Genomic DNA, 22601 nt, shown 5'->3' on the forward strand with positions numbered 1-22601 from the left:
CCGTCGGTGCGCGTCAGCGCTCGGCGTCGAGCACCATACGGCGCGTGAGTGCCAGGGCGGTCTCGTGCACCGACGCCGCGGTTGCCCGAGGATCGAAGACCTCCGCGTCGCCCGACACCGCGAGCGCGGCGACGAGCGTCCCCGACGCCGTGAACACCGGGCTCGCGACTGCCGAAGACGTTGCCGAGAACTCCCTCGCCTCCACGGCGAACCCTGCGCGGCGGACGCGTGCGAGCTCCCGTCTCAGCTGAACTGGGTCCACGATCGTGTGCGGCGTCCACGGCGTCAGCGCCGCCGCGATCACGGCGTCGAGATCGGCAGCCGTGGCGTGCGCGAGTTCGATCTTGCCGAGCGCGGTGGCGTGCAGTGGGACGCGGGTGCCGATGCGGATCGCGATCGGTGCCGCGAAGCGTCCGCGCATCCCCGCGATGCAGACCATCTCGTGCCCGTCGCGGATCGCCAGGTGCACACTGTGGCCGGTCCTGTTGCGGAGGTCGGCCATGACCGGCGACGCCGCCGTGCGCAGGGCGCGTGGCCGCTCGGCGAGCTGACCGAGTTCGAAGAGCCGGAGTCCCAGGTGGATCCGGCGTCCGTCGCGTTCCAGGTACCGCTCGCGGACGAGCGTGGCGACCAGTCGAGAGACTGTGGACTTCGGCAGGTCGGCGCGTACGGCGAGCTCCGAGATGCCGAGTCCGTGGTCGTCCTGGTCGAACGCTTCGAGGATCGATGTGACGCGGTCGAGGACGCCGAACGGATCGGAGCCGGCGTCGTCGAGCACGATCACGCCACCTGCAGGGCCAGACGGTGCGTCAGGGCGAGAGCCGCGTGCCTGACGAACGGGGCGACGCGACGGGGGTCCATGTCGGTGACAGGTCCGGCGACGGAGATCGCGGCGACCGGGATGCGATCGGGCGACAGGACGGGGCTCGCCACCCCGACGACACCGGGGAAGGTCTCGCACCGGTCGATGGCGACCCAGCCGGCGCGGACTCCCGCGAGCTCCTTCTCGTACGAGTGGCGGGTGCCGGGATCGAACTCGCCGATCACTCCGCGCAGGACCAGATCGTCTTCGGTGAATGCCAGCACGGCCTTCCCGAGCGCCGTCGTCGCTGACGGAACCCGCACGCCGGCGCGCGACGGCACCGGCCGCAGACGGCCCCGCACCGAAACCACCGAGAGCATGTCGCACCCCTCCTGGACCGCGACGTTGAGGTGCTCTCCCGTCGCGTTGAAGAGCTCGGCGAGCACCGGCAGCGCTGCCGCGCTGAGGCGTCGAGGCGTACTCGCCCGTGCTCCGAGCTCGAACAGTCTCAGCCCGATCGCCACGCCCCCGGCCGATCGCGAGAGATAGCGCCGGCGCACGAGATCGCCGACCAGGCGCGAGACCGTCGACTTCGGGATGCCGGTGATCACGGCCACCTGCGTGATCGTCGTCGTTCCGTGGGACTCACGCACGGCCTCGAGGATGGCGAGGATCCTGTCGAGCACCGACACCGGCTCGCCCTGGGGCGCGGATCGCATGTGTGCAGTATCCGACGCTGTCGACGCAGGCGGCAAGCATCCCGCGATGAGATCCGTGCATCGTCCCGCTGAGTGGAACACCGAGCATTCGGTGCCCGGCGGCCGGCGGCCGGCGCTCGGCGCTCGGCGGCGGGCATGCCGAGAGGGCCCGGACCTGCTTCGGGACAGGATCCGGACCCTCTTGCGCCGGCGGATCGAGCGATCTGCCGGCAGGCCCTCAGGCCGCGCAGAAGGGCTTGATGCCCATGGCGCTCTCGAGGCCCTCCATCACGTGCTGCTTGAAGAACTCGTCGCCCGCGAGCGGCGCATCCGTCCACGCCGCGGCGTCGTGGCCGAGGGTCGTCAGCCAGGAGCGCCCGCCGTCGTAGTACTGGCACCAGCTCACCGGGTGCGACTTGCCGTGACCTGCCACGGTGGCCTCGCTCGTGGCCTGGTCGACTTCGAGGAGCACATTGACGTAGCTCGGGTACGGCACGAGGTTGTACCACTCGTCCTTGAACGCCCACGTCTTGGGCATGAACTTCGTCGACACGTCCTTCTTGTTGATCACCTCGACCGTTCCGTCTCGGTTGGGACCGTGGTTGTAGAAGTTCGCGCCGCCGAGCAGCCCTTCGTAGTACGGCCAGTGGTACTCGGCGCCGAAGGCGTTGTGGATGCCGACGAAGCCGCCGCCGCCGCGGATGTACTGCATGAGAGTCGTCTGCGTCGTGTCGTCGAGCGTGTCACGGTTCGAGCTGAGGAACACGACCGCCTGGTAGTTGCCCAGGCGGAACTGCGACAGGTCCTCGGTGTAGTCCGCGGCGATGCCGCGCTCGGCCGCCCAGGCGATGAGCGCCTTCTGCGCGATGTTGTTGTCGGCGAGCGGAGGGTTGAGTCCTGCGGGGAGCGGTGAACCGAGGTGCGCGTGGCGGGGGCCCGCGGTGCGGCTCCAGATGAGGATGCGCTTCGCCTCGCCTTCGGTCCATCCGTTGCCCCACTCGTTGTAGCAGGAGGTGTCGGTGCCGCGGCACACGCCGTAGTCCTTGACCTCGTCGAGGTAGATCTGGCTCGCGGTCGCCGGCTGACCGCGTCCCTTGCCGTCGCCGCGGTCGTCGTCGCCGCGCCCGCCGTTGCCCAAGGCGGCGCCCCCGACCACGAGGCCGGCGCCGAGCGCAGCGGCCGCGACGAGGGCGACCCCGGAGCGAATGAGCGATTTCATGTGATCTCCTTTGATCGGTTCGAGCGGTGCCCCGGGCGATGCGGTGACCACCCGACCCCGGGGCTGGTGCGAATCTAGGCGTGGGCGAATTCCACGGGCAACGCGCGTTCCACCCAGTAAGCCGACGCGCCCGCACACGCTGCGTCGGCGCGCGCGTCGGCGCCCGGCATGGCACACTGGCCCGATGGCGACCCCAGTCACCCCGGTTCAGGTCGTGCGGGTGGGCGCTCGCGTGGTGCTCGCGGGCTTCCTCGTCTACACGGGGCTGGCGCACCTGTTCTGGGCGCGGCGCGGCTTCCAGATCGCCGTGCCCGACTGGGCGCCACGGGCGACCGGTCTCGACAAGGATGCGATCGTCGTCGCGTCGGGAGCCGTCGAGATCATGCTGGGCGGTGCGCTGGTCGCCCTGCCCGCGGAGCGGCGCACCATCGGCGCGACCGCCGCAGCATTCTTCGTCGCGGTGTTCCCCGGAAACGTGCACCAGTGGCGCACCGGGCGGTCGGCGCCGATGCTGCGCACCGACCGCGCCCGGTTCGTGCGGCTGTTCCTGCAGCCCGTGCTCGTCGCCTGGGCACTGTGGAGCACCGGCCCATGGCGGCGGCGCTGATCACCCCAGTCGTACCGACAGGATCCGATCGTCGCCCTCGCGCGGCGATCCGCGCCCGTCGGTGTTGTTGGTGAGGAGCCACAGCGTGCCGTCGGGCGCGAGCACGGCATCGCGCAGCCGTCCGTACTCGCCGCGGTAGAACGCGGTCGCCTTGGAGGGAGCCGTCGTGGCCGTGGTCCACAGCACTTCGCCGCGCAGGCTCGCGATGAACACGGTGTCGCCGACGATGGCGACACCGCTGGGGCTGGCGTCGTCAGGGGTCCACTGCAGCACCGGGTCGACGAATCCGTCCTCGCCGCCGCCCACCCCCTCGACGATCGGCCAGCCGTAGTTGCCGCCTGCGACGATGATGTTGAGCTCGTCCCAGGTGTCCTGCCCGAACTCGCTCGCGAACATAGTGCCGTCGGCCGCCCAGGCGATGCCCTGGGGGTTGCGGTGACCGAGCGTGTACACGAGCGATCCGGGGAACGGGTTGTCGGCGGGGACACCTCCGTCGGGGGTCATCCGGAGGATCTTGCCCGCGAGCGAGGCGGCGTCCTGCGAGGTTCCTCCGTCTCGCGCGTCGCCGGTCGTCGCGTAGAGCATGCCGTCGGGCCCGAACGCGAGGCGCCCGCCGTTGTGGAAGCGGGCCGCGGGGATGCCGGTGAGGATCGCCTCGGGATCGCCGAGGCGCAGTTCCCCGGCCTCGCCGAGGAGCGGCAACCGGTCGATGCGGTTCTCGGCGCCGACCGTCGAGTACACGTAGAGGCGGTCCTCGTCGTCGAGCGCCAGACCCAGCACGCCGCTCTCGCCGCTCTGGCCGCCCCCGCCGACGACGCCGATCTCGCGCGTCGTGCCGCCCGGGAGAACCTCGAGGATGCGGCGGGTGTCGCGCTCGTCGACGATGGGCGTGCCGTCGGCCGTGAAGACGATCGACCACGGCGCCGCGAGACCGGCGACCACCACCTCGGGGTCGCCGACCGGGAGGGGCTTCTCGATCGCGGCCGCCGTCGGAGACGCGGTCGCCGTCGGCGTGCCCGCAGCGGTCGGCACGCTCACCGAGGGCCGCGGCCCGGCCTCGGGCGGAGTGCCGGCGCTGCACCCGGTCAGCAGCATGGCGACGGATGCCGCGGCGGCGACGAGCGGTCGCCAGGACGGGCTGCGGGTGTCGGTGAACCGGCTCGCGGGTGCTCGCATGCCCTCACGCTACGACGGATGCGGGCGCCTCAGGGCCGGAGCCGCTCAGCGAGCCACGCACGCGCGCGGTCGAGAAGCCCCTCGGCGAGGGCGGAGTCGGCAGCCCAGGCTTCGAATCCGTGTGGGGCGGCAGGCACGACATCGAGCTCGACATCGACTCCTGCGGCCTTGAGGCGCCGGGCGTAGGCGATGTCCTCGTCGTGGAACAGCTCGATGTCCGAGGTGTAGATCCAGGCGGGCGGCAGGCCGGTGAGGTCGGTACGACGCGCGGCCGCGGCGTACGGCGGCAGCGTCGGGGCGCCGACGCGCTCATCACCGAGATACGAGGTCCAGCCGACGAGGTTCGAGCGGTTGTTCCAGATGAGGTGGTCGCGCTCGTCGAGCCTGCGGTCGGCGGCGGTGCGGTCGTCGAGCATGGGGCAGAACAGCCACTGCGCGGCGAGGGGATGTCCGGCGTCGTGCACCCGCTGAACGAGGCTCGCCGCGAGTCCGCCGCCCGCGCTCTGACCGCCGATCGCGAAGCGCTGCGGGTCGAGGTTGCGGCCGACCGCGTTGGTCTGCAGCCACTGCCAGCCCGCGAAGCAGTCGTCGATCGCGCGGGGGAAGCGGTGCTTCGGAGCGAGCCCGTAATCGACCGACACGATGGTCGCCCCGGTCTCGAGCGCCGTCTCGCCGCAGAGCACGTCGTCCATGGCAGCGGCGCCCAGGACGAGTCCGCCGCCGTGGATCCACAGCAGGGCCGCCCCCGTCGGACGCGCCGGCGTGTAGACCCGCAGGCGCAGGTCGCCGTCGCGGACGATTTCGCGCTCGACGCTGTCGACCCGTCGTCCGCGCATCAGCGCACCGCTGCGTCCCGCCAGCGCCAGCAGGAACCGGTTCTCCAAGTTCATCTTCGGCAGTCTCTTCGCCGCGGCGCGCAGCGTCGGATCGATCTCGGCGATGTCCACGTGGCTCTCCCTCGAGGCGGCCGCGACGGCATCGGGTGCTGCCGGATTTCGCGGACGATGCTGCAACGATACGGTCAGCCGACGCTCTCGTCGTACTCGCGCCGCAGGTAGTTCGGCGCCTGCACCCGCCACGCCTCGATCACGAGCTCCGCCAGATGATCGACGTCGATGTCGGCCATCCGGAACGCGATCTTCGGCTCACCCCATGGAGTCGTCGCTGGGAGGAACACGCGCGGCTCCATCTCGCGCAGGGCGAGGGCGTCGATCGCGTCGGCGATCTTCACGCCCACGACGAGTTCGGAGGCGATGATGGCGCGGACAGGCTCGGGGGTGCTCGGCCACGGGTGGCACTCCCAGGCGTAGAGCTTGTTGCGGACGAACCACGCTGCGCCGCCGGTCGTCGCTCGCTCCTCGCTGCCGGGAAGGGTCGACGCGGTCGTGCGCAGGTCGTCGAGGGTGGCCACCGCGCCAGCGTAGACCGGGGTACCGACACGCGTGGGAGAATTCGACCCGTGCCCCAGCAGCCCGCCGAGACCCCCGCCCACCACGATGCCCGTCGCGACGCGCTGAGCTGGATCGGTCTCGCGGTGGCCGTCGCCGCCCTCGTCGTGGTCGTCTGGGTGTGCGTCACCGAGTGGGGCGGCGTCGTGCACGGGCATCCTGCGTACGCGATCGCCCTCGCCGCCACGGCCCTGGGCGCCGTCGGCTTCGGCGCCATCGCGCTCCTGCGCCGTGTTCGTCGTGGGGTGTGGCGGGTGATCGGCCGGGTCGCCCTCATCGTCCTCGCGGCGGTGTGGGTGGGTGCGATCGCCTGGATGCGCCCGCACACCGCGGTCGAGCCGGCGCTGTCGGCGATGGAGTCGGACTCCGCCGTCACGGTCACCGAGACGGCGACGCGGATCGTGCTCGAGCCGACCGGGGCGGGCGACGACACGGCGGTCTTCTTCCAGCCCGGCGCGCTCGTCGACCCGCGGGCGTACGCGGCTGTACTGCGCCCCGTGGCCGAGGCCGGGCACACCGTGGTGATCACGAAGCAGCCTTTCGGCATCGCGTTCTTCTCGCTCGGCGACTTCTCCGCCGTCCTGGCGGAGCACCCCGACGAGCGGGCATGGGTGGTCGGCGGGCACTCGCTCGGCGGCACCGTCGCCGCCATCCAGGCGAGCGGCGACGAGGCATCCGCTGCCGCAGGCCTGCTCTTCTACGCGTCGTATCCGGCCGACGACATCCGCGACTCGCTCACCGCCGCGGTGCTGTCGATCTCGGGCAGCCAGGACGGACTCGCGACGCCGGAGAAGATCGACGCTTCACGCGGGAACCTTCCGCAGGACGCGGCGTTCCTGCAGATCGAGGGTGCGTCGCACGCGCAGTTCGGCGACTACGGGCCGCAGTCGGGTGACGGCGAACCGGAGATCAGCCACGACGACGCGCGGGCGCAGATCTCGGCTGCCAGCGTGGAGTTCGTCGACGCCGTCTCGGAGTGATCGGCCCGGGCGCCCCCGCTCAGCGCGCGAGCATCGGCCCGGCGAACTCCACCTGGCGGAGCCAGTGCGCCGCGCCACCGCCCTCGTGCCCGTTGAACGGATAGACGACCATCTCGGCAGGTCCTCCGTAGTGGTTGAAGGCGGCGTACACCGTCGACGGCGGACACACCGCGTCGTGGAGCCCGACCGAGAAGAGCGCCGGTGCGGTGGCGCGCGCGGCGAAGCTCACGCCGTCCATGTACGACAGCGTCCGGAAGACGACCGCCTCGTGGCCGCGGTGCACGCGCAGATAGCGCACGATCTCGTCGTACGGGTCGGCGTCGGCGAACCCGACCGCCCGGTCGAAATGGCACAGGAACGGAACGTCGGCGAGACAGCGCGCGACCGACGGATGCAGACCGGCCGCGGCGATCGCGATGCCGCCGCCCTGACTGCCGCCGGTGACGGCGATGCGACGCGGATCCACCGCGGGGTGCGCGAGCAGGGCGTCGACGGCTCGGACGGCGTCGGTGAAGACCCGGCGGTAGTAGTAGGTCTCCGGCGCGGTGATCCCGCGCGTCATGTACCCCGGCACGGCCGGCCCGGAGCCGTGCGGGTCGGCCGTGCCGTCGCCGGAGTCCTGGCGTGAGCCCTGGCCGCGGGTGTCGACGACCAGCGTCGCGAATCCGCTGCTCGGCCAGGCGAGCCACTCGTGGGCGAGTCCGCGCCCTCCGCCGTAGCCCTGGTACACGACCATGCCCGGAAGCGGCGCGGCGGAATGGGGCACGAGCAGCCACGCTGCGATGGGGTCGCCCGCGAACCCGGGGAAGGACACATCGAACACGTCGATGCCGGTGAACGAGGCGGCGACGGGCGTGAACCGGGGCTCATCGCCGGCGGCGCGGGCATCCGTCAGGGTCGTCGTCCAGAACTCGTCGAAGTCGGCGGGTTCGGCGATCGTCGGCCGGTAGGACTGCAGGTCGGCCAGGGCCATGTCCAGGCGTGCCATCAGGGTCGCCTTCCTCTCGTCATGCCGGGCGACGGACCGTGCGGAAGACCGCGGCGTCAGGCCCCGACGGAACCGCGATGCGCACGACGCCGTCCGATCCGCCAGTGGTCTGCCACGCCGCCCCGACGCCGAACTCCTGCGAGATCGATGCGGCCCCGAGGTCGATCGTGCCCCCAGCGCCGCGCGACCACACGAAGACGAGGTCGGTGCCGTCGCCCAGGTGCTGGCCGAGCGCGAGCGTGTCATCGTCCCAGCCCGGGAGGCCCACCGGCCAGAACGGCGTCGAGCCCGTCAGCGCGGACCGGTGGTCGCGTGCGAACGCCACCGCCTCTGCGACAGACGCGAACGCGTCGTCTGACAGCTGGTCGAGGAACCCGGCGAGGTACAGCCGACCAGACAGCCCCGACACGAGCGTGACGGCCAGCTCTCCGGGCGTCATCGCCACGGCGGGATACGCCCAGTTGCCGGCCTGCTCGGGAAGCACGGTCGCAGGAGCGGATGCCGCGACCGCGGCATACCGGAGCGCATCCTGCTGGTCGCTCGTGGACTGGATATGGGTGACCGCGAGCAGGTGGTAGTCGCTGCGCATGGCGCCCGACGCGCAGTTCTCGATGAGCAGTGCCGGGTGCCGGCGCTGCACGGCGACGAGCCAGTCGCGGAGGGCGCGGGTGTGCTCGAGCAGTCCGTGCCCCGGTGCGAGGCCGTGCAGGTCGGTGCCCGACCCCGGCTCGATGTTGTAGTCGAGCTTGATGTAGCCGATCCCGTGTTCGCGCACCAGCCGGTCGACGACGGCATCGAGGTGCGCGCGTGCGGCCGGGTGGCGCAGGTCGAGGTGCTTGCGACGCTGTTGCACGACCGCTTCCCCGAAGCGCTGGAAGAACGCGTCGGCGGGGAGCGTGTCGGCGACGGGGGAGTCGAGCCCGACGGACTCGGGCTCGAGCCAGATGCCCGGCCGCATCCCGGCCGCGCGGATCTCGTCGATGACACCGCCGAGGCCGCCGGTGAATCGGGTGGGTGCGTCCTCCCAGGCGCCGACCTCCGACCAGTAGTCGGCGGTGTCGGTGAACCAGCCGGCGTCGATGCAGAAGTACTCGGCGCCGGCGCGTGCGGCGGCGGCGATGAGCGGGCGCAGCTTCTCGGTGGACGGCTGACCCATGAGCGTGTTCATGTAGTCGTTGTAGACGAGCGGCAGGGTCGACTCGACCGGATGCCCGCTGACATGGTCCGCGCGCAGAGCGCGCCGCAACCCGGTGAGCTCGCCGAACGCCCCGTCGCGGCCGTGATCGCTGATCACACAGGCGGCATGCACCGTCGTGGTGCTCTCACCGGGGCGCAGCCGCACCTCGGCCTGGTGTTCGCGCTCGGTGGGACCGCCGGCGCTGACGACGACACCGCCGTCGCCGCGCGACAGCGACCACTGCCAGCCGGCCGACGACTCGATCTGCCAGCCGAGCGCCCGGCCGTCGTGGGCGGCGAGCACGCCGACCGGGAGCACGCTGCCCGTCGACCATCCGCCCGAGCTGCTCTGGCCGAAGCCGGTGCGGTCGGGCTGGGCGACGGCGGCGAAGCCCAGTTCGGGCAGGAGACCCGCGACGGCATCCTCACGCCACCGGCCTTCGCCGAGCCACTCGCTCCTGCCCGACGCGAGCGTCAGCTCGGCAGGTTCGGCGGCCATGCGCACCGTGAGGGTCGGCAGCCCGAACAGCACCACGTCGCGCTCGCCGGAGTTGGTCGCGGTGTGGGCGATGCGCACACCGCCGGCGAGGAGCTCGATGCGGGAGTCCACGCGCAGGCCGGTGACCGGGTCGTGCTGGGTGAGGCGGACGGCGCCGCGGTCTGCGTCGACCTCGGCCGCGACCACGCGCAGCCGTGAGCCGATCGCGGATCCGACGTAGCCCAGCGTCATGCGATCGTGGCGCTCGGCGGCGGTGAAGACTTCGACGAGACGGTGCGGCGCGAGGACGCTCGGTGCATCTGCGCGGGCGAGACTGCGCACCGTGGCGGGAGCGGCGTCGCCGGTGTCGACGACGAGGGCGACCGCGTCGCGCGTGAGTTCGATCGCCGCGGGCACGACAGCGGTGGAATCGATCATCGGGTCACCGCCGCGTCGGGTCGCGCCCAGCCGGGGAGGCCCATGGTGGTGAGGTCGACCGCCGTGCCGGTCTCCAGCGAGAGGTTCCCCGCGATGCCCACGGCGATGGCGCGCACGCCGTCGCGGAAGTCGGCTCGTCGGCCGAGCGCATCGGCCTCCGGCTCGCGATGCAGGAGATCGTCGAGCATCCGCTCATCACCGCCGCCGTGGTTGCCGCCGCCGCCGGGGATCGGCACCTCGCGCGCCTCGCCCCAGTGGCGCTGCACGAGCAGGCGCTCACCCTCGGTGCGCTGCGGCGACTGCGTGCGCACGTCGCTGTAGCTCGGATCGACCACCGCCGGGCTCGACACCGCGGCCCGTTCGACGACCGTCAGTTCGGCGCGACCCTCCGTGCCGTTGATCGAGACGGTGTAGCCCTCCCACGGGGAGTGGGCATTGAGCGAGTACGTCATGGTCGCACCCCGCGCATAGTCGACGACGAGTGCGAGGTTGTCTTCGATCGTGATGTCGGCCGAGAACACGTCGAGGTCTCGCACATACCCGTCATGCGTCTCGTTGCGCAGATAGAGCTCGGCGAGGCCGGGAACGGTGCGCATGTCGAGCACGAACGGATCGTCCGTCGGTGCGCCGACGCTCCCGCGCTCGGGTCGTGCCCCGAGACCGCGTGAGGCGGCGTTGGCCGCACCGTAGAAGCGCAGTCCGCCGCTCGCGTAGACACGCCGCGGCGCATCGGCGAGCCACCAGTTGACGAGGTCGAAGTGGTGGCTCGACTTGTGGACGAGCAACCCGCCCGAGTTGGTCTTCAGGCGGTGCCAGCGGCGGAAGTAGTCGGCGCCGTGCACCGTGTCGAGCACCCACTCGAAGTGCACCGAGGTCACCTGGCCGATCTCGCCCGAGAGGAGCAGCTCCTTCAGGGCGAAGTTGCGCGGCGAGTATCGGTAATTGAACGTCGCCGTCACCGAGCGTCCGGTCTCCTCCGCGGCATCAGCGATCGCGCGCGCGCCCTCGAGGTCGGTCGTCAGCGGCTTCTCGACGATGACATCGGCCCCGGCGTGCAGCGCGCGCACGACGTACGCGGCGTGCGTCGCATCCGGCGTCGTGACGATCACGCGATCGATGTCGTGTCGCGCGATGACCTCCTCGAGGTCGTCGGGCGCGAACGTGACGACGTCTTCGGCGCCGGCTGTCGTCGCGACAGCGCGGAAGTGCTGGGCCCTGCCGGCGTTGACATCGCCGATGGCGTGGAGGGTGGCATCGGTGCGCCGGGCGTCGGCGATGCCGCGCACGTACGTCTCGGAGCGCGCGCCGGCGCCGAGGACGGCGTAGCGAAGCGGGCGGGTCGCAGCATCCATGGGGCGACAGTCCTTCGAATCGGAGGTGGATCAGAGAGAGGTGGGACGCGCGAGCTGGTCGATGTCGGGCTCGGGCGCATCCGATCCGCTCGTCGAGGCGCGCACGATGAGCCTCGGGGCGACGACCTGCTGGCGGGAGTCGAACGAGCGCCCGGTGTCGCCGAGCTCGTGCAGGAGCAGGTCGAAGGCGGTCTCGCCGATCGCTTCGCCGGGGGTGCTGATCGTGGAGAGCGGGATGGCGGCGACTGCGGCGATGTCGTCGCCGTCGAAGCCGATGACGGCGACGTCGCGCGGCACCTCCACGCCGAAGGAGGTGAGGCCGCGGACGACCCCGAGCCCGACGAGGTCGTTCACGGCGAAGACGCCGTCGGGGAGCTGATCGCCGCGGGTGGCCATCTCGACTCCCGCCGCGAAGCCTGCGCTCATGGTGCGGTCATCGGCGCGGAGCACGCTGAGCGACGCTCCGGGGAACTCCCGCACGGCACGGCTCGCGCCGTCGAAGCGCTCGCTGACCTGCTGCACGCTGAAGGGGCCGCCGACGAATGCGAGACGCCGTCGCCCGATCTCGAGGAGATGCCGGGCGGCGAGGTAACCGCCCTCGGCGTCGCCCGCGGAGACGGATGCCTGCTCCGCCGTCAGCGGGCGCCTGCCGGTGACGACGCTCGGAGTGCCGCGGCTGCGCATGGCGGCGAGGTGCGGCTCGATCTCGTCGAGGGTGGCGATGATGATCCCCGACACGCGCTTGCGCTCGAACAGTGCGAGGTACTCCAGCTGCCGCGCCGTCGATCCGGCGGAGTTGCCGATCATCACCGTGCGCCCCGTCTCGATCGCGCGCCGTTCGATGGCGTCGGCGATGAGGCCGGAGAACGGGTTCGTGAACTCCAGTGCGACGTAGCCGATGGTGCTGGTGTCGCCGGAGCTGATCTTGCGGGCGGCGTCGCTCGGAACGAACCCGAGCTCGTCGATCGCACGCGCGATGCGCCCGCGCGCAGACGGGGAGAGGATCTCGGGGCGGTTGAGGTAGTTCGACACGGTCGACCTCGAGACCCCCGCCGCCGCGGCGACGTCGGTGATGGCGACCCGCTTCATGAACCCCTCCAGTGAGTCGATGTGGTCCGACCCTAGCCTGTCGGCTCCGAGTCGCGAGGATTGAACTGATCCAGTTTTGCGAATTCAGGCGTCAATCGCTGTGAATCCTTGTCTCCAGTGATGTCTACCATACCGGCCTCGCCGCGAACGACTCGAGATTTTGAGGGGTTGTTGAACCGATCCAATTCCTGTACGGTCGACATCGCCTCGGCACCGTCGGAGGCGTTCCTGCAGCAAGAAACCTCGTGCGCCCGGCATCGGTGCCGCCGCATCCCATTACAAAGGAGTAAGTCCATGCAACGTCCCCTGCGACGCCCAGCCGTACTGGGAGCTTTCGCCTCCCTCGCCGCGACCGCGATCGTGCTCGCCGGCTGCAGCGCTGCCGACTCCGAGACGCCTGCCGAGAGCGAAGAGGTCGTGCTCACCGTCGGCGGCATGCCCGCCGCGACCGACGAGGCCGCGCTCGAGCTGTTCAACGAGAAGGTCGCCGAGTTCGAAGAGCTCAACCCCGGCATCACGATCGAGGGCAGCGAGACGGTGTACGACCCGACGACGTTCGCCGCGCAGCTCGCCGGCGGCACGCTGCCTGTGGTGATGGGCGTGCCGGTCACCGAGATCCAGTCGCTCATCGCCCGCGAGCAGGTCAAGGAGCTGGGCGCGTACTTCGAAGCCGACCCGGTGCTCACGACCCTGAACGAGTCCGTCACGGCCAACGTCGTCGGCCCCGACGGCGGCTACTACGGCATCCCCGTCTCAGCCTTCACGCTCGCCGTCCTCGTGAACCGCGCCGTCTTCGAGCAGGCCGGTCTCGACCCCGACGTCACCCTCGAGACGTGGGACGAGGTCGCGGAGGCGGCCGCGACGATCACCGAGAAGACGGATGCCGCGGGCCTGGCGCAGCTGACGACGACCAACCAGGGCGGATGGACCCTCACCGCGCTCAGCGCCGCGTTCGGAGGGCTCGTGCAGGAGACCGACGGCGGCGTCGCCACCTCGACGATCGACAACGACGCCACCGCCGACGCGCTCGAGTTCCTCTCCGACCTCCGCTGGGACGACGATGCGCTCGGCAGCAACTTCCTCCTCGACTTCGACGCCGCCGGGCCCGCGTTCGCGGCCGGCCAGTACGGCATGATGGTCGGCGCTTCCGAGTGGTATAACCCGATGGTCCGGAACTTCGGCATGGCGCCCGAGGACTACGGTCTGTTCCCGCTGCCCCAGGCTGCGGGCGGCCTCGGCTCGCTGGGTGGCGGATCCGTCTCGATCGTGCGCGCCGACGCGACCGAGGCCGAGACCGACGCCGCGGTGGACTGGACGAACTTCTTCTACCTCAACCGCTTCGCAGACGCCGACTTCGCGGCGGAGGAGGCCGCGGCGACCGCCGAGGCGGGCGGAACCGTTCCGCGCGTCGGTCTGCCGCTGGTCGCACCCGAGCAGTACGACGCGTACCTCGAGGCGATCGCCGACAGCATCAACGTGCCGCTCGAGAACCTCGAGACGTACTACTCCGCGACCCGCTCGCCCGACTTCGAGGTGGTCACCGAGCCCGCCGTCGAAGCCCAGCAGGTCTACGGACTGCTCGACACCGTGCTGCAAGCGGTGCTGACCGACGAGAACGCCGACATCGACGCCCTCCTCGCCCAGGCCCAGCAGCAGGCGTCGACCATCGTCGACGACGCCCAGGCGGAGTGACACGACGCGGGGGCGGCATGCGGATGCCGCCCCCGCACCCCTGCAAGGAGAACCCATGTCATCAGTCACGTCGCCGCCGGTCGTCCCCGCCGTCACCGCGATGGACGAGATCGTCGCACCGCCCCCGCAGCGGCGTCGGCGCCTGTTCCGGGGCGGAGCATCCGGACTTCTCATCGCCCTTCCAGCCGTGCTGCTGTTCGCGATGTTCTCGTGGTGGCCGATCCTGCGAGGCCTCGTCCTCTCGTTCCAGAAGACGAACCTGATCGACACCTCGTGGGTCGGCATCGAGAACTTCCAGCGGGTGCTGGCCGACCCGCTCCTCGGTCAGGCGCTCGCGAACACCGCCCTCTACGCGGCGCTGGCGCTGCTCATCGGCTTCCCGATCCCGATCTTCTTCGCCGTGCTGATCGCCGAGATGCGACGCTCGCGCCAGATCTCGAGCGTGCTGGTCTTCCTCCCGGTGGTCATCCCTCCGGTGGTCTCGATCCTGCTGTGGCAGGTGTTCTACGATCCGAGCTCGCGCGGCCTGTTCAACACCGTGCTCGCGACGGTCGGCATCGGTCCGCTGCCGTGGCTGCAGTCGCCGTCGACGGCGATGCTCTCGATCGTGCTCGTCGCGACGTGGGGGGCGTTCGGGTCGACCACGATCATCTACCTCGCCACGCTCCTGTCGATCGACACGCAGCTGTACGAAGCCGCCGAGATCGACGGTGCCGGCATCCTGCGACGCATCTGGCACATCACCCTGCCGCAGATGCGCGGCACCATCCTGCTCCTGCTCCTGCTCCAGCTGATCGGCACGTTCCAGGTGTTCACCGAGCCGTTCCTGCTCACCGGCGGCGGCCCGAACAACAGCACCGTCACCCTCCTCATGCTCATCTACCGCTATGCGTTCATCTACGGCAACTTCGGCCAGGCGGCCGCGCTCAGCCTGATGCTCGCGGTGGGGCTGAGTCTCTTCGCCGCGGTCTACCTGTGGCTCTCCCGGAAGTGGAGCAAGCGATGACCCTCACCGGATCCACGCGCACGATCGCCGCCGTCGCCCCGGCCGCCGCCCGGCGTCGCACCGGCTCGCGCTCGCTCGAGCGGTCGAACGTCTCGGATGCCGACCTCTCGCGCCGGAGCACGCGCATCGTCTTCCGGGTGCTGCTCGCCGTCGCGATCGGCCTCCTCGTCGTGATCTCCGCAGGCCCCCTGCTGTGGCTCGCCAAGTCGGCGGTCTCGACGACGCAGGACATCCTCACGCAGCCGTTCGCGCTGTGGCCCTCGGGCATCCAGTGGCACAACCTCACCGACGCCTGGAACCAGATCCAGATCGGCCGCTTCACCGCGAACTCGCTCATCCTGACGACCGGTGAGGTCGTGGTCGCCGTCTTCGCGTCGGTGACCCTCGGCTACGTGCTCGCCGTGCTCCGGCCGAAGTACGGTCCCGTCCTCAACGCGGCGATCATGGCGACGCTGTTCATCCCCGGAGTGATCTCGCTCATCCCGCTGTACCTGACGGTCATCGACCTCGGCCTGCTCGACTCGTACTGGGCCGTCTGGCTCCCGAACGGGGTGAGCGCGTTCAACGTGCTGATCATGAAGCAGTACTTCGAGACCATCCCGCGCGAGCTGTTCGAGGCTGCGCGCGTCGACGGCGCCGGGCCGGTCCGCATCCTGTGGTCGATCGTGCTGCCGATGGCGCGTCCGATCATCGGTGTCGTCGCGCTCCTCGCGTTCGTGGCCTCGTGGAAGGACTTCCTCTGGCCACTGCTCGCTCTTCCGACCCCAGGCAAGCAGCCGCTGTCGGTGGGCTTGAGCACGGTGGCGCCGCAGGCCGACCTCGCCGTGCTCATGGCGGGCATGTTCATCGCCGTCATCATCCCCATCACCGTCTTCATCGCATTCCAGAAGCAGTTCCTCTCGGGAGCCGGCTCCGCCGGCGCCGTGAAGGGCTGAGACGCATCCCGTTCGAGATCGAAGGAGATCCGCATGAATCCGTCACGCCTGCGCCGCCTCGGCGCGGCCCCCGCGCTCGTCGCCGCGCTCGTGCTCGGCACGCTCGCCGCCACACCTGCCGCCGCCGCCGATCCGCTGACCGTCGAGGGTGAGAGCCCGACGTCGACCAACATCACGCCGGGAGCGGCCGCGCAGAACGCCGCGAGCGGCGGAAGGTCGCTGCAGCTGTACACCGCTGCCGCGGCGCCCGCCGGAGGGTACGTCGCGAGCTACGAGGTGACCGTGCCGGCCGCCTCCCACTACCGCCTCGACGCCACGACGATCCCGGTGGGCGTCGCGTGGGCGTCGCCGTACCGGTTCCGCGTGAACGACGGCGCGTGGCAGGACACCTCGAAGGCGCGCCAGCTCGCCGTGGTCTCGCCGGAGCTCCGCACCTACGAGCTCGGCACCGTCACCCTGGCGGAGGGCGTGAACACGGTGACGTTCCAGGTGACCGAGCGGCGCACCTCGCCGAACACCAACTACGCGATGTTCCTCGACGCGTTCACGCTGACGCCGGTGCCGGTGCAGCTCGCCTCGGTGACCGCCCCCGACCGCTTCGGCGTGTTCGAAGCGGGCGAGTCCGTCTCGCTCGAGGCCGCACTCAATGCCGACGCTCCGGGCGAGACCGCGGTCGAGTGGACGGTCGCCGACTACGACGGCGCCGAGATCGCCGCCGGCACGACGACGGTCGCGACGGGCGGCACCATCGCCGCGATCGACCTCGGAGACGACCTCGACACCGGGGCGTACCGGGTGGAGGCCCGGCTCGCCGGTGAGACGGCGACCGTCACCGGCGCTTTCGCGGTGCTGCCGTCGTCGGCTGACCGTGCCGACATCGACGACAGCCCGTTCGCGGTCGACGTCTACGGGTCGAAGCTCATCGCGTCAGACGACGCCGAGGCGTTCGCACACGTGCTCGAGCTCACCGGCGTGGACTGGATCCGCGATCGGCAGCGCTGGAACGACGTGATCAACCCCCGCCCCGGAACCATCGACTTCTCGGGCGAGCAGCAGCCGCAGGCGTGGCTCGAAGCCGCCGACGCCGCCGGGCTGAAGACGATGTCGTCGTTCCACGACGGCCCGTCGTGGACGCGGACGAGCACCCGCGAGCTGCCTCAGGACCTGCGCGACATGTACGCGTTCGCGCTCGCCGCGGGGGAGCATTACGACGGACTCGTCGACGCGTGGCAGCTGTGGAACGAGCAGAACCGCAAGTTCGCGCTCGAGTCCGAGGGGGCCGACCGCTACGCCTCGGTGATCAAAGCCGCGGCCCTCGGGTTCCTCGACTCCGGCACCGATGCGCAGATGATCGGCGGCGGCCTCGCCGGCGTCGACCCGCACTACGCGCAGTGGCAGTTCCGCAACGGCATCCTCGACTATCTCGACGCCTACGCGTACCACACGCACACGACCGTCAACTCGATCGCCTCGGGCAACGCACACCCGGACTTCAGCAGCCAGATCTCCGCCGCCGAGGCGTTCGGCGGCGACGCGAAGGGCCGCTGGGTGACCGAGGCTGGCATCGCGCTGAACACCGCCGACGCCACCCAGCTGCCCACCGCCGGCCAGGAGAAGCTGCAGGCCCGCTACATCGTGACCTCGGCCGCAGAGTCGCTCGCGCAGGGCAGTACGAAGCAGTTCTTCTTCATCGCCGCGCCGTACCGAGAGGGCGTGTCGTACTGGAGCATGTACCGCAGCCCCGATGAGCCGATGGCGGCTCTGACGGCGCAGTCGGTGCTCACCGCCGAGCTCGGCGAGGGCCGGTACGCGGGCCGTCTGTCGGGGCTTCCCGAGGGGGTCTCGGCATACGTCTTCGACACCGGCGCCGAGCCGACGGCCGTGCTGTGGGCGGACGTCGACACCGAGGTGTCGATCCGGGTCAAGGGGAACACTGGCGCCGTCACCGACCTGATGGGCCGCCCCGCCGACGCCGCGGTGAAGGGTGGGAAGGTCACGCTCACCGTCGGACCTGACCCGGTCTACGTCTCGGCCCCGAAGGGCTTCCGCGGTGTCGAGGCCGCCCCGGCGCACGTCGCTCCGGCGGCCGCGGTCACCGCTGACGGCTTCACCGACGCCGAACGCGTGATCGTGCAGCAGGTCTTCGACGCCGACACCTCGAAGAACGCGCAGCTCTACGGCTACGGGCTGTCGACCACCGCGCCGACGGCGCTCACGGCCGAGCTCTACAACTTCAACGACCACGATGTGACCGCCGTGGTCAGCGCGACCGCCGAGGGCGGGTGGCAGGTGGCCGGCGCCGGCACCGGTGTCGGCATCCCGGCCGGGGGGCGGGTCGAGGTGCCGCTGACGATCACCCCCGGGGCTGATCTGCAGCAGAGCATCGCCGATCTCACCATCGTCGCCACGGTCGACGGTGAAGCCTCCTCGCCGTCGGTGACCGAGCTGCGCCCGCGCACGGCGGCGCTCGCGGCTGCACACATCGTCGTCGACGGAGAAGACCGTCTCCGCGTCACGTACACGAACGCGACGGGGGCCGCGCAGCACATCTCGCGTGCCGACTGGTCGTTCGGCGACGACTCCGACTCCACCGCCGAGTCGATCGAGGTGGCCCCGGGCGCTCGTGTCGCGCTGGACTCGCCCGCGGCGCCCGCCGGAGCGGGGGAGACGGAGTACCGCGTGGCGGTGCACGTGGACGGCGTCGGCGTGGTCTCCACGCGTGGCATCCTGTCCGCCCGCGATCACGCCGATGTGGCGACCGTGGCCGAGCGCACGATCGTCGTCGACGGCGTGCGCGATGACCTCGCGGATGCGCCCGGGCAGCGCCTCGCGGCACCGGGCGTCGACGCCGACAGCATCGCGGCGACGGCGTGGTTCACCTGGGACGACGAGCATCTCTATCTGACCGCCGAGGTGCGAGACGACATCCACACGCAGCCGTTCACCGGGAACGCGACCTGGCAGGCCGACGGGCTGCAGTTCGCGATCGCCCCGGGGTGGCCGGGTGAGACCGCCCTCCGCCCCGAGATCCAGCCCCGGATCGAGTTCGGATTCGCCCGCACTCCCGCCGGCCCCCAGCTCTACCGCTACGCGTCGGGCTCGGTGGGCGGGTTCCTCACCGACCTCGACATCGCCGCCGTCCGCGACGAGTCCACGGGCGTCACGACCTACGAGGCCGCGGTGCCGTGGAGCACCCTGTCTCCGATCGGGGTCGGGCCGGCCTCTGCCGCCTCGCTCTCGATCGTGGCGAACGACGCCGACGGCGACGGGACGCGCGGCTGGGTGCAGTGGGGCGGCGGGATCACGACGGCGAAGGACTCGGAGCTGTTCGAGCCGGTGATCTTCGGATGATCGAGGCCTACCGACTGCGCGTCAACGCGCGCGACAGCCCGAGCGAGGTCGACGAACCGCGCCCGACCTTGTCTTGGTCGCTCCGGGGAGATGGCGGCGCTGCGGAGAGCGTGCGCGTGCGCGTGCGCCCGCTCGCCGGGGATGCGGCTGACTGGACGAGCGAATGGATGCCGGGCGATCGTGTCTCGACCCGCTACGGCGGACCCGACCTCGAGCCCGAGTCGACGTATCGGTGGATTGTGGAGGTGCGCTGGCCCTCGGGGGAGACCCACTCCGCGGAGGCCGCGTTCGAGACCGGCGTCACCGACTGGGCTGACGCGCGCTGGATCGGCCGTGACCCCGAGCCCAACGGCGCGGTCGACGCGGCCGATCGCGACAGCGTCGCGGCGGTTCGACTCACGCCGCGCACGACGAACCTCGAGCCGCCGCTCCAGCTGCGCCGCTCCTTCGCGATCGACGTTCCCGCCGAGCGCGCGCGGCTCACCGTCACGGCGCGCGGACTGGTGCTGCCGTACGTGAACGGCGCGCGCGTCGGCGCGGACGAGCTGCTGCCGGGCTGGACCGACTACCGCACGCGCATCCAATACCGCACCTTCGACATCACCGAGCTCCTGCGGATCGGCGAGAACGTGGTCGCCGCCGAGGTCGCCGAGGGCTGGTGGTCGGGGTTCCTCGGGTTCGACCATCGCCATCATGCGCACCACTACGGCACGGCGCCGCAGCTGCTCGCTCGGCTCGTGATCGACCACGTCGACGGCACCCGCACGGTCGTGGGGACGGATGCCGCGTGGCGCGAGCACGCGGGCCGTCGGCGGTGGGCCGACCTCCTCATGGGCGAGCACATCGACGCGCGATTCGGCACTCCGGGCTGGACCGGACGCGGGTTCGACGATGCGCGCTGGCGCGCCGCCGTCGTGCTCGACCCCGAGATCGGTCCCGTGATCGGCCAGCGCGACGAGCCGGTCCGCGCCGTCGCCGAGCTCGCGCCGGTCACGATCGACCGCACGCCCGAGCGCACGATCGTCGACTTCGGGCAGAATCTCGTGGGGCGCCTCCGGGTGCCGGCGAGTCCTGATCAGCCGCTCCGGGTGCGTCACGGCGAGGTGCTCGACGCCGACGGCGAGCTGTACGTGGAGAACCTGCGGTCGGCGGAGGCGATCGACCACTTCCGCACGACGAGTCCGGCCGAGCCCGCGTTCACGTTCCACGGCTTCCGCTATGCCGAGCTCTCCGGCGCCGACGTGGACGCCGCCGACGTGCGGGCGGTCGTGCTCTCGTCCGACGTGGAGTGGACCGGACAGGTGACGACCTCGTCGCCGTTCCTCAACCGGCTCATCGAGAACATCCGGTGGGGTCAGCGCGGCAACTTCGTCTCGGTCCCGACGGATTGCCCGCAGCGCGACGAGCGACTCGGCTGGACCGCCGACGTGCAGGTGTTCGCGCCGACGGCGACCCTCAACGCCGACCTCCAGGCGCTGCTGCGTCGCTGGCTCGCCGACCTCGTCGCTGCGCAGCTGCCGAACGGATCGGTGCCCGACGTCATCCCGCGCTCCCCGGGGACGACGCTGTTCGACTACGGCGCGCCGGGATGGGGCGACGCGATCGTGCTCGTGCCGTGGACCATGTACCGCACGTACGGCGACGTCGAGATCCTGCGCGAGATGTTCGAGCCGATGCGTCGCTGGCTCGACTATGTCGCGGTGCGCAATCCCGACGGCGTCTGGTGCAGCGGCCGGGGGAACGACTACGGCGACTGGCTGTCGGTCGACGAGCACACGCCGAAGGAGGTCGTCGCCACGGCGTACCACGCGCACGCGACGGCGGTGGCCGCGCGGATCGCCGGCGTGCTGGGCGACGACGCCGCGCAGGCGTCGCTCGAAGCTCGCGCCGCGCTGATCCGGCGCGCGTATCGCGAGACGTTCCTCGCCGAGCGCGGACGCGTGACGGGCGACTCGCAGACGGGCTACCTGATGACGCTCGCCTGGGACCTGGCGCCCGAGGAGGACCGCGATGCGCTGTTCGCCCGACTCGTCGAGAAAGTCGAAGATCGCGGCGCGCGCCTGACGACGGGCTTCCACGGCGTGGCGCTGCTGTGCCCCACGCTGGCGCGGTTCGGTCGTCCGGACCTCGCTTACGACCTGCTGTTCCAGCGCGAGTTCCCCTCGTGGGGGTTCTCCATCGACAACGGCGCCACCACCATCTGGGAGCGCTGGGACGGCTGGACGCCCGAGAGCGGATTCCAGACCCCTGAGATGAACTCGTTCAACCACTACTCGCTCGGCTCGGTGGGGGAGTGGATCTACACCGACGTCGCCGGGATCGCGCAGGCGGCGGAGTCGGTCGGGTTCGCCGATGTCGTCATCGCCCCGCACGTGGATCCACGGCTCGACTGGGTCGAGGGGAGCCTGCAGACGGTGCGCGGCCGGGTCGCGTCGCGGTGGGAGCGCACCGGAGACGAGATCGTGCTCACCGTCGTACTGCCGCCCGGAGTGCGGGGCACCGCCCGACTGGGGCAGGTGACGGCGCCGCTGCAGAGCGGAACGACCGTCGTCCGTACGCTCGCGACATCCGCGGCGTCGTGATCAGAGCTCGGCATCCCAGCGGGTGAGCCAGTCTGTACAGAGGCCGGTCCACGCCGCAGCAGCCGTGCCGCTCGCGAGGCCGACGCCGTGGATGTCGCCGGGGAAGACGTGCAGCTCATGCGGCACCCTCGCGGCCGCGAGGGCCTGCGCCAGCACATAGCTGTGCTGCACGGGCACGTCGGCGACCGACGGATCGTCGCCGACCAGCACCGCACGCGAGCGCACGTGCGGCGCCCCGACGAAGCTCGTCACCGGGTACGAGAGAACGGCGAAGTCGGGCCGCTCGTGCGGTGCGGAGGGCGCGAGCGCGGCGTGGCCGGCGAGATGGCCGCCTGCGGAGAACCCGATGACGCCGACGACGGATGCGCCCGCAGCGCGTTCCGCCGCCACCTCGGCACGCACGGCGTCGAGCGGCATCGGGTGCCGCACCCCGACGGGGTAGCGCACGACGCGCGCGTCCCACCCGAGTCCGCGCAGCCAGTGCGCGATCGGTTCGCCTTCGTGATCGGCGAGGCGGCTGTACCCGCCGCCGGGGAGCACCAGGATCGTGCCGCGGGTGGTCGTCATCGGGGTCTCCTTCGCCG

At 71.2% G+C, this 22601-nt stretch carries 18 protein-coding genes; 7 read left to right on the forward strand and 11 right to left on the reverse strand.

Annotated features, from left to right (window positions below):
• Nucleotides 1-13: 13 nt before the first annotated feature.
• From JOD63_RS18125 to JOD63_RS00295, 3 genes are all read right to left on the reverse strand, one after another.
• Nucleotides 14-778 (reverse strand): IclR family transcriptional regulator, encoded by a 765-nt coding sequence (locus tag JOD63_RS18125; protein WP_045276501.1) that lies wholly within the window; start codon nucleotides 776-778, stop codon nucleotides 14-16.
• 2 nt (nucleotides 779-780) lie between these two features.
• Nucleotides 781-1521, reverse strand: coding sequence for an IclR family transcriptional regulator (locus tag JOD63_RS00290; protein ID WP_045276374.1), 741 nt, complete (start codon nucleotides 1519-1521; stop codon nucleotides 781-783).
• Between the two features lie 217 nt (nucleotides 1522-1738).
• On the reverse strand, nucleotides 1739-2719 hold the full coding sequence (locus tag JOD63_RS00295) for a ThuA domain-containing protein (protein ID WP_052682557.1): 981 nt from the start codon (nucleotides 2717-2719) through the stop codon (nucleotides 1739-1741).
• A gap of 184 nt (nucleotides 2720-2903) precedes the next feature.
• Between JOD63_RS00295 and JOD63_RS00300 the strand changes: the two genes are divergently transcribed.
• Nucleotides 2904-3326 carry a DoxX family protein gene (locus JOD63_RS00300; RefSeq protein ID WP_045276375.1) on the forward strand — a complete coding sequence of 141 codons (423 nt, stop codon included), beginning with the start codon at nucleotides 2904-2906 and terminating at the stop codon, nucleotides 3324-3326.
• On the opposite strand, the gene JOD63_RS00305 is transcribed toward JOD63_RS00300, so the two are convergent.
• The 3 genes from JOD63_RS00305 to JOD63_RS00315 all read right to left on the reverse strand — a co-directional run bounded on the left by JOD63_RS00305 (nucleotide 3327) and on the right by JOD63_RS00315 (nucleotide 5913).
• On the reverse strand, nucleotides 3327-4502 hold the full coding sequence (locus JOD63_RS00305; protein ID WP_084613623.1) for a PQQ-dependent sugar dehydrogenase: 1176 nt from the start codon (nucleotides 4500-4502) through the stop codon (nucleotides 3327-3329). It lies immediately after the preceding gene.
• A gap of 29 nt (nucleotides 4503-4531) precedes the next feature.
• On the reverse strand, nucleotides 4532-5449 hold the full coding sequence (locus tag JOD63_RS00310) for an alpha/beta hydrolase (RefSeq protein ID WP_045276376.1): 918 nt from the start codon (nucleotides 5447-5449) through the stop codon (nucleotides 4532-4534).
• Nucleotides 5450-5523: 74 nt separating this feature from the next.
• A complete protein-coding gene (locus tag JOD63_RS00315; protein ID WP_045276377.1) occupies nucleotides 5524-5913 on the reverse strand; it encodes a hypothetical protein in 390 nt (129 codons plus the stop codon).
• A gap of 48 nt (nucleotides 5914-5961) precedes the next feature.
• Between JOD63_RS00315 and JOD63_RS18130 the strand changes: the two genes are divergently transcribed.
• The gene (locus JOD63_RS18130; protein WP_052682558.1) at nucleotides 5962-6930 is read left to right on the forward strand and encodes an alpha/beta hydrolase; all 969 of its coding nucleotides are present in this window, start codon (nucleotides 5962-5964) and stop codon (nucleotides 6928-6930) included.
• A gap of 19 nt (nucleotides 6931-6949) precedes the next feature.
• Here JOD63_RS18130 and JOD63_RS00325 read toward each other — a convergent pair whose 3' ends face one another.
• The 4 genes from JOD63_RS00325 to JOD63_RS00340 are packed head-to-tail and all read right to left on the reverse strand — an operon-like array spanning nucleotide 6950 to nucleotide 12451.
• Nucleotides 6950-7918: an acetylxylan esterase gene (locus tag JOD63_RS00325; RefSeq protein ID WP_045276378.1), complete on the reverse strand. Its 969-nt coding sequence runs from the start codon at nucleotides 7916-7918 to the stop codon at nucleotides 6950-6952.
• Between the two features lie 19 nt (nucleotides 7919-7937).
• Nucleotides 7938-10010 (reverse strand): glycoside hydrolase family 36 protein, encoded by a 2073-nt coding sequence (locus JOD63_RS00330; RefSeq protein ID WP_052682559.1) that lies wholly within the window; start codon nucleotides 10008-10010, stop codon nucleotides 7938-7940.
• Nucleotides 10007-11362 (reverse strand): Gfo/Idh/MocA family protein, encoded by a 1356-nt coding sequence (locus JOD63_RS00335; RefSeq protein WP_045276379.1) that lies wholly within the window; start codon nucleotides 11360-11362, stop codon nucleotides 10007-10009. The genes JOD63_RS00330 and JOD63_RS00335 overlap by 4 nt, the downstream gene beginning before the upstream one ends.
• Nucleotides 11363-11392: 30 nt before the next feature.
• On the reverse strand, nucleotides 11393-12451 hold the full coding sequence (locus JOD63_RS00340) for a LacI family DNA-binding transcriptional regulator (protein ID WP_045276380.1): 1059 nt from the start codon (nucleotides 12449-12451) through the stop codon (nucleotides 11393-11395).
• 294 nt (nucleotides 12452-12745) lie between these two features.
• Here JOD63_RS00340 and JOD63_RS00345 point away from each other — a divergent pair, with 294 nt between their 5' ends.
• The 5 genes from JOD63_RS00345 to JOD63_RS00365 are packed head-to-tail and all read left to right on the forward strand — an operon-like array spanning nucleotide 12746 to nucleotide 22017.
• A complete protein-coding gene (locus tag JOD63_RS00345; protein WP_045276381.1) occupies nucleotides 12746-14143 on the forward strand; it encodes an ABC transporter substrate-binding protein in 1398 nt (465 codons plus the stop codon).
• A gap of 55 nt (nucleotides 14144-14198) precedes the next feature.
• On the forward strand, nucleotides 14199-15149 hold the full coding sequence (locus JOD63_RS00350) for a carbohydrate ABC transporter permease (RefSeq protein ID WP_052682560.1): 951 nt from the start codon (nucleotides 14199-14201) through the stop codon (nucleotides 15147-15149).
• Nucleotides 15146-16084 (forward strand): carbohydrate ABC transporter permease, encoded by a 939-nt coding sequence (locus JOD63_RS00355; RefSeq protein WP_045276382.1) that lies wholly within the window; start codon nucleotides 15146-15148, stop codon nucleotides 16082-16084. Before JOD63_RS00350 ends, JOD63_RS00355 begins: the two co-directional genes overlap by 4 nt.
• A gap of 33 nt (nucleotides 16085-16117) precedes the next feature.
• Nucleotides 16118-19435: a sugar-binding protein gene (locus JOD63_RS00360; RefSeq protein ID WP_045276383.1), complete on the forward strand. Its 3318-nt coding sequence runs from the start codon at nucleotides 16118-16120 to the stop codon at nucleotides 19433-19435.
• Complete coding sequence (locus JOD63_RS00365) at nucleotides 19432-22017, forward strand: alpha-L-rhamnosidase (protein WP_052682561.1); 2586 nt, start codon at nucleotides 19432-19434, stop codon at nucleotides 22015-22017. Before JOD63_RS00360 ends, JOD63_RS00365 begins: the two co-directional genes overlap by 4 nt.
• On the opposite strand, the gene JOD63_RS00370 is transcribed toward JOD63_RS00365, so the two are convergent.
• Complete coding sequence (locus JOD63_RS00370; RefSeq protein ID WP_045276384.1) at nucleotides 22018-22584, reverse strand: alpha/beta hydrolase; 567 nt, start codon at nucleotides 22582-22584, stop codon at nucleotides 22018-22020.
• Nucleotides 22585-22601 lie beyond the last annotated feature (17 nt).

Origin of the sequence: Microbacterium terrae, from assembly GCF_017831975.1 — a bacterium.
Classification (GTDB): Bacteria; Actinomycetota; Actinomycetes; order Actinomycetales; family Microbacteriaceae; genus Microbacterium; species Microbacterium terrae.

What these genes read in the sequence shown, in the direction of transcription:
- JOD63_RS00300 (WP_045276375.1), top strand. Translation starts at nt 2,904, where the DNA reads ATGGCGACCCCAGTCACCCCGGTTCAGGTCGTGCGGGTGGGCGCTCGC.
- JOD63_RS00325 (WP_045276378.1), bottom strand. Translation starts at nt 7,918, where the DNA reads ATGGCACGCCTGGACATGGCCCTGGCCGACCTGCAGTCCTACCGGCCG.
- JOD63_RS00295 (WP_052682557.1), bottom strand. Translation starts at nt 2,719, where the DNA reads ATGAAATCGCTCATTCGCTCCGGGGTCGCCCTCGTCGCGGCCGCTGCG.
- JOD63_RS00340 (WP_045276380.1), bottom strand. Translation starts at nt 12,451, where the DNA reads ATGAAGCGGGTCGCCATCACCGACGTCGCCGCGGCGGCGGGGGTCTCG.
- JOD63_RS00330 (WP_052682559.1), bottom strand. Translation starts at nt 10,010, where the DNA reads ATGATCGATTCCACCGCTGTCGTGCCCGCGGCGATCGAACTCACGCGC.
- JOD63_RS00335 (WP_045276379.1), bottom strand. Translation starts at nt 11,362, where the DNA reads ATGGATGCTGCGACCCGCCCGCTTCGCTACGCCGTCCTCGGCGCCGGC.
- JOD63_RS00365 (WP_052682561.1), top strand. Translation starts at nt 19,432, where the DNA reads ATGATCGAGGCCTACCGACTGCGCGTCAACGCGCGCGACAGCCCGAGC.
- JOD63_RS00370 (WP_045276384.1), bottom strand. Translation starts at nt 22,584, where the DNA reads ATGACGACCACCCGCGGCACGATCCTGGTGCTCCCCGGCGGCGGGTAC.
- JOD63_RS00355 (WP_045276382.1), top strand. Translation starts at nt 15,146, where the DNA reads ATGACCCTCACCGGATCCACGCGCACGATCGCCGCCGTCGCCCCGGCC.
- JOD63_RS00305 (WP_084613623.1), bottom strand. Translation starts at nt 4,502, where the DNA reads ATGCGAGCACCCGCGAGCCGGTTCACCGACACCCGCAGCCCGTCCTGG.
- JOD63_RS00350 (WP_052682560.1), top strand. Translation starts at nt 14,199, where the DNA reads ATGTCATCAGTCACGTCGCCGCCGGTCGTCCCCGCCGTCACCGCGATG.
- JOD63_RS00290 (WP_045276374.1), bottom strand. Translation starts at nt 1,521, where the DNA reads ATGCGATCCGCGCCCCAGGGCGAGCCGGTGTCGGTGCTCGACAGGATC.
- JOD63_RS00360 (WP_045276383.1), top strand. Translation starts at nt 16,118, where the DNA reads ATGAATCCGTCACGCCTGCGCCGCCTCGGCGCGGCCCCCGCGCTCGTC.
- JOD63_RS00345 (WP_045276381.1), top strand. Translation starts at nt 12,746, where the DNA reads ATGCAACGTCCCCTGCGACGCCCAGCCGTACTGGGAGCTTTCGCCTCC.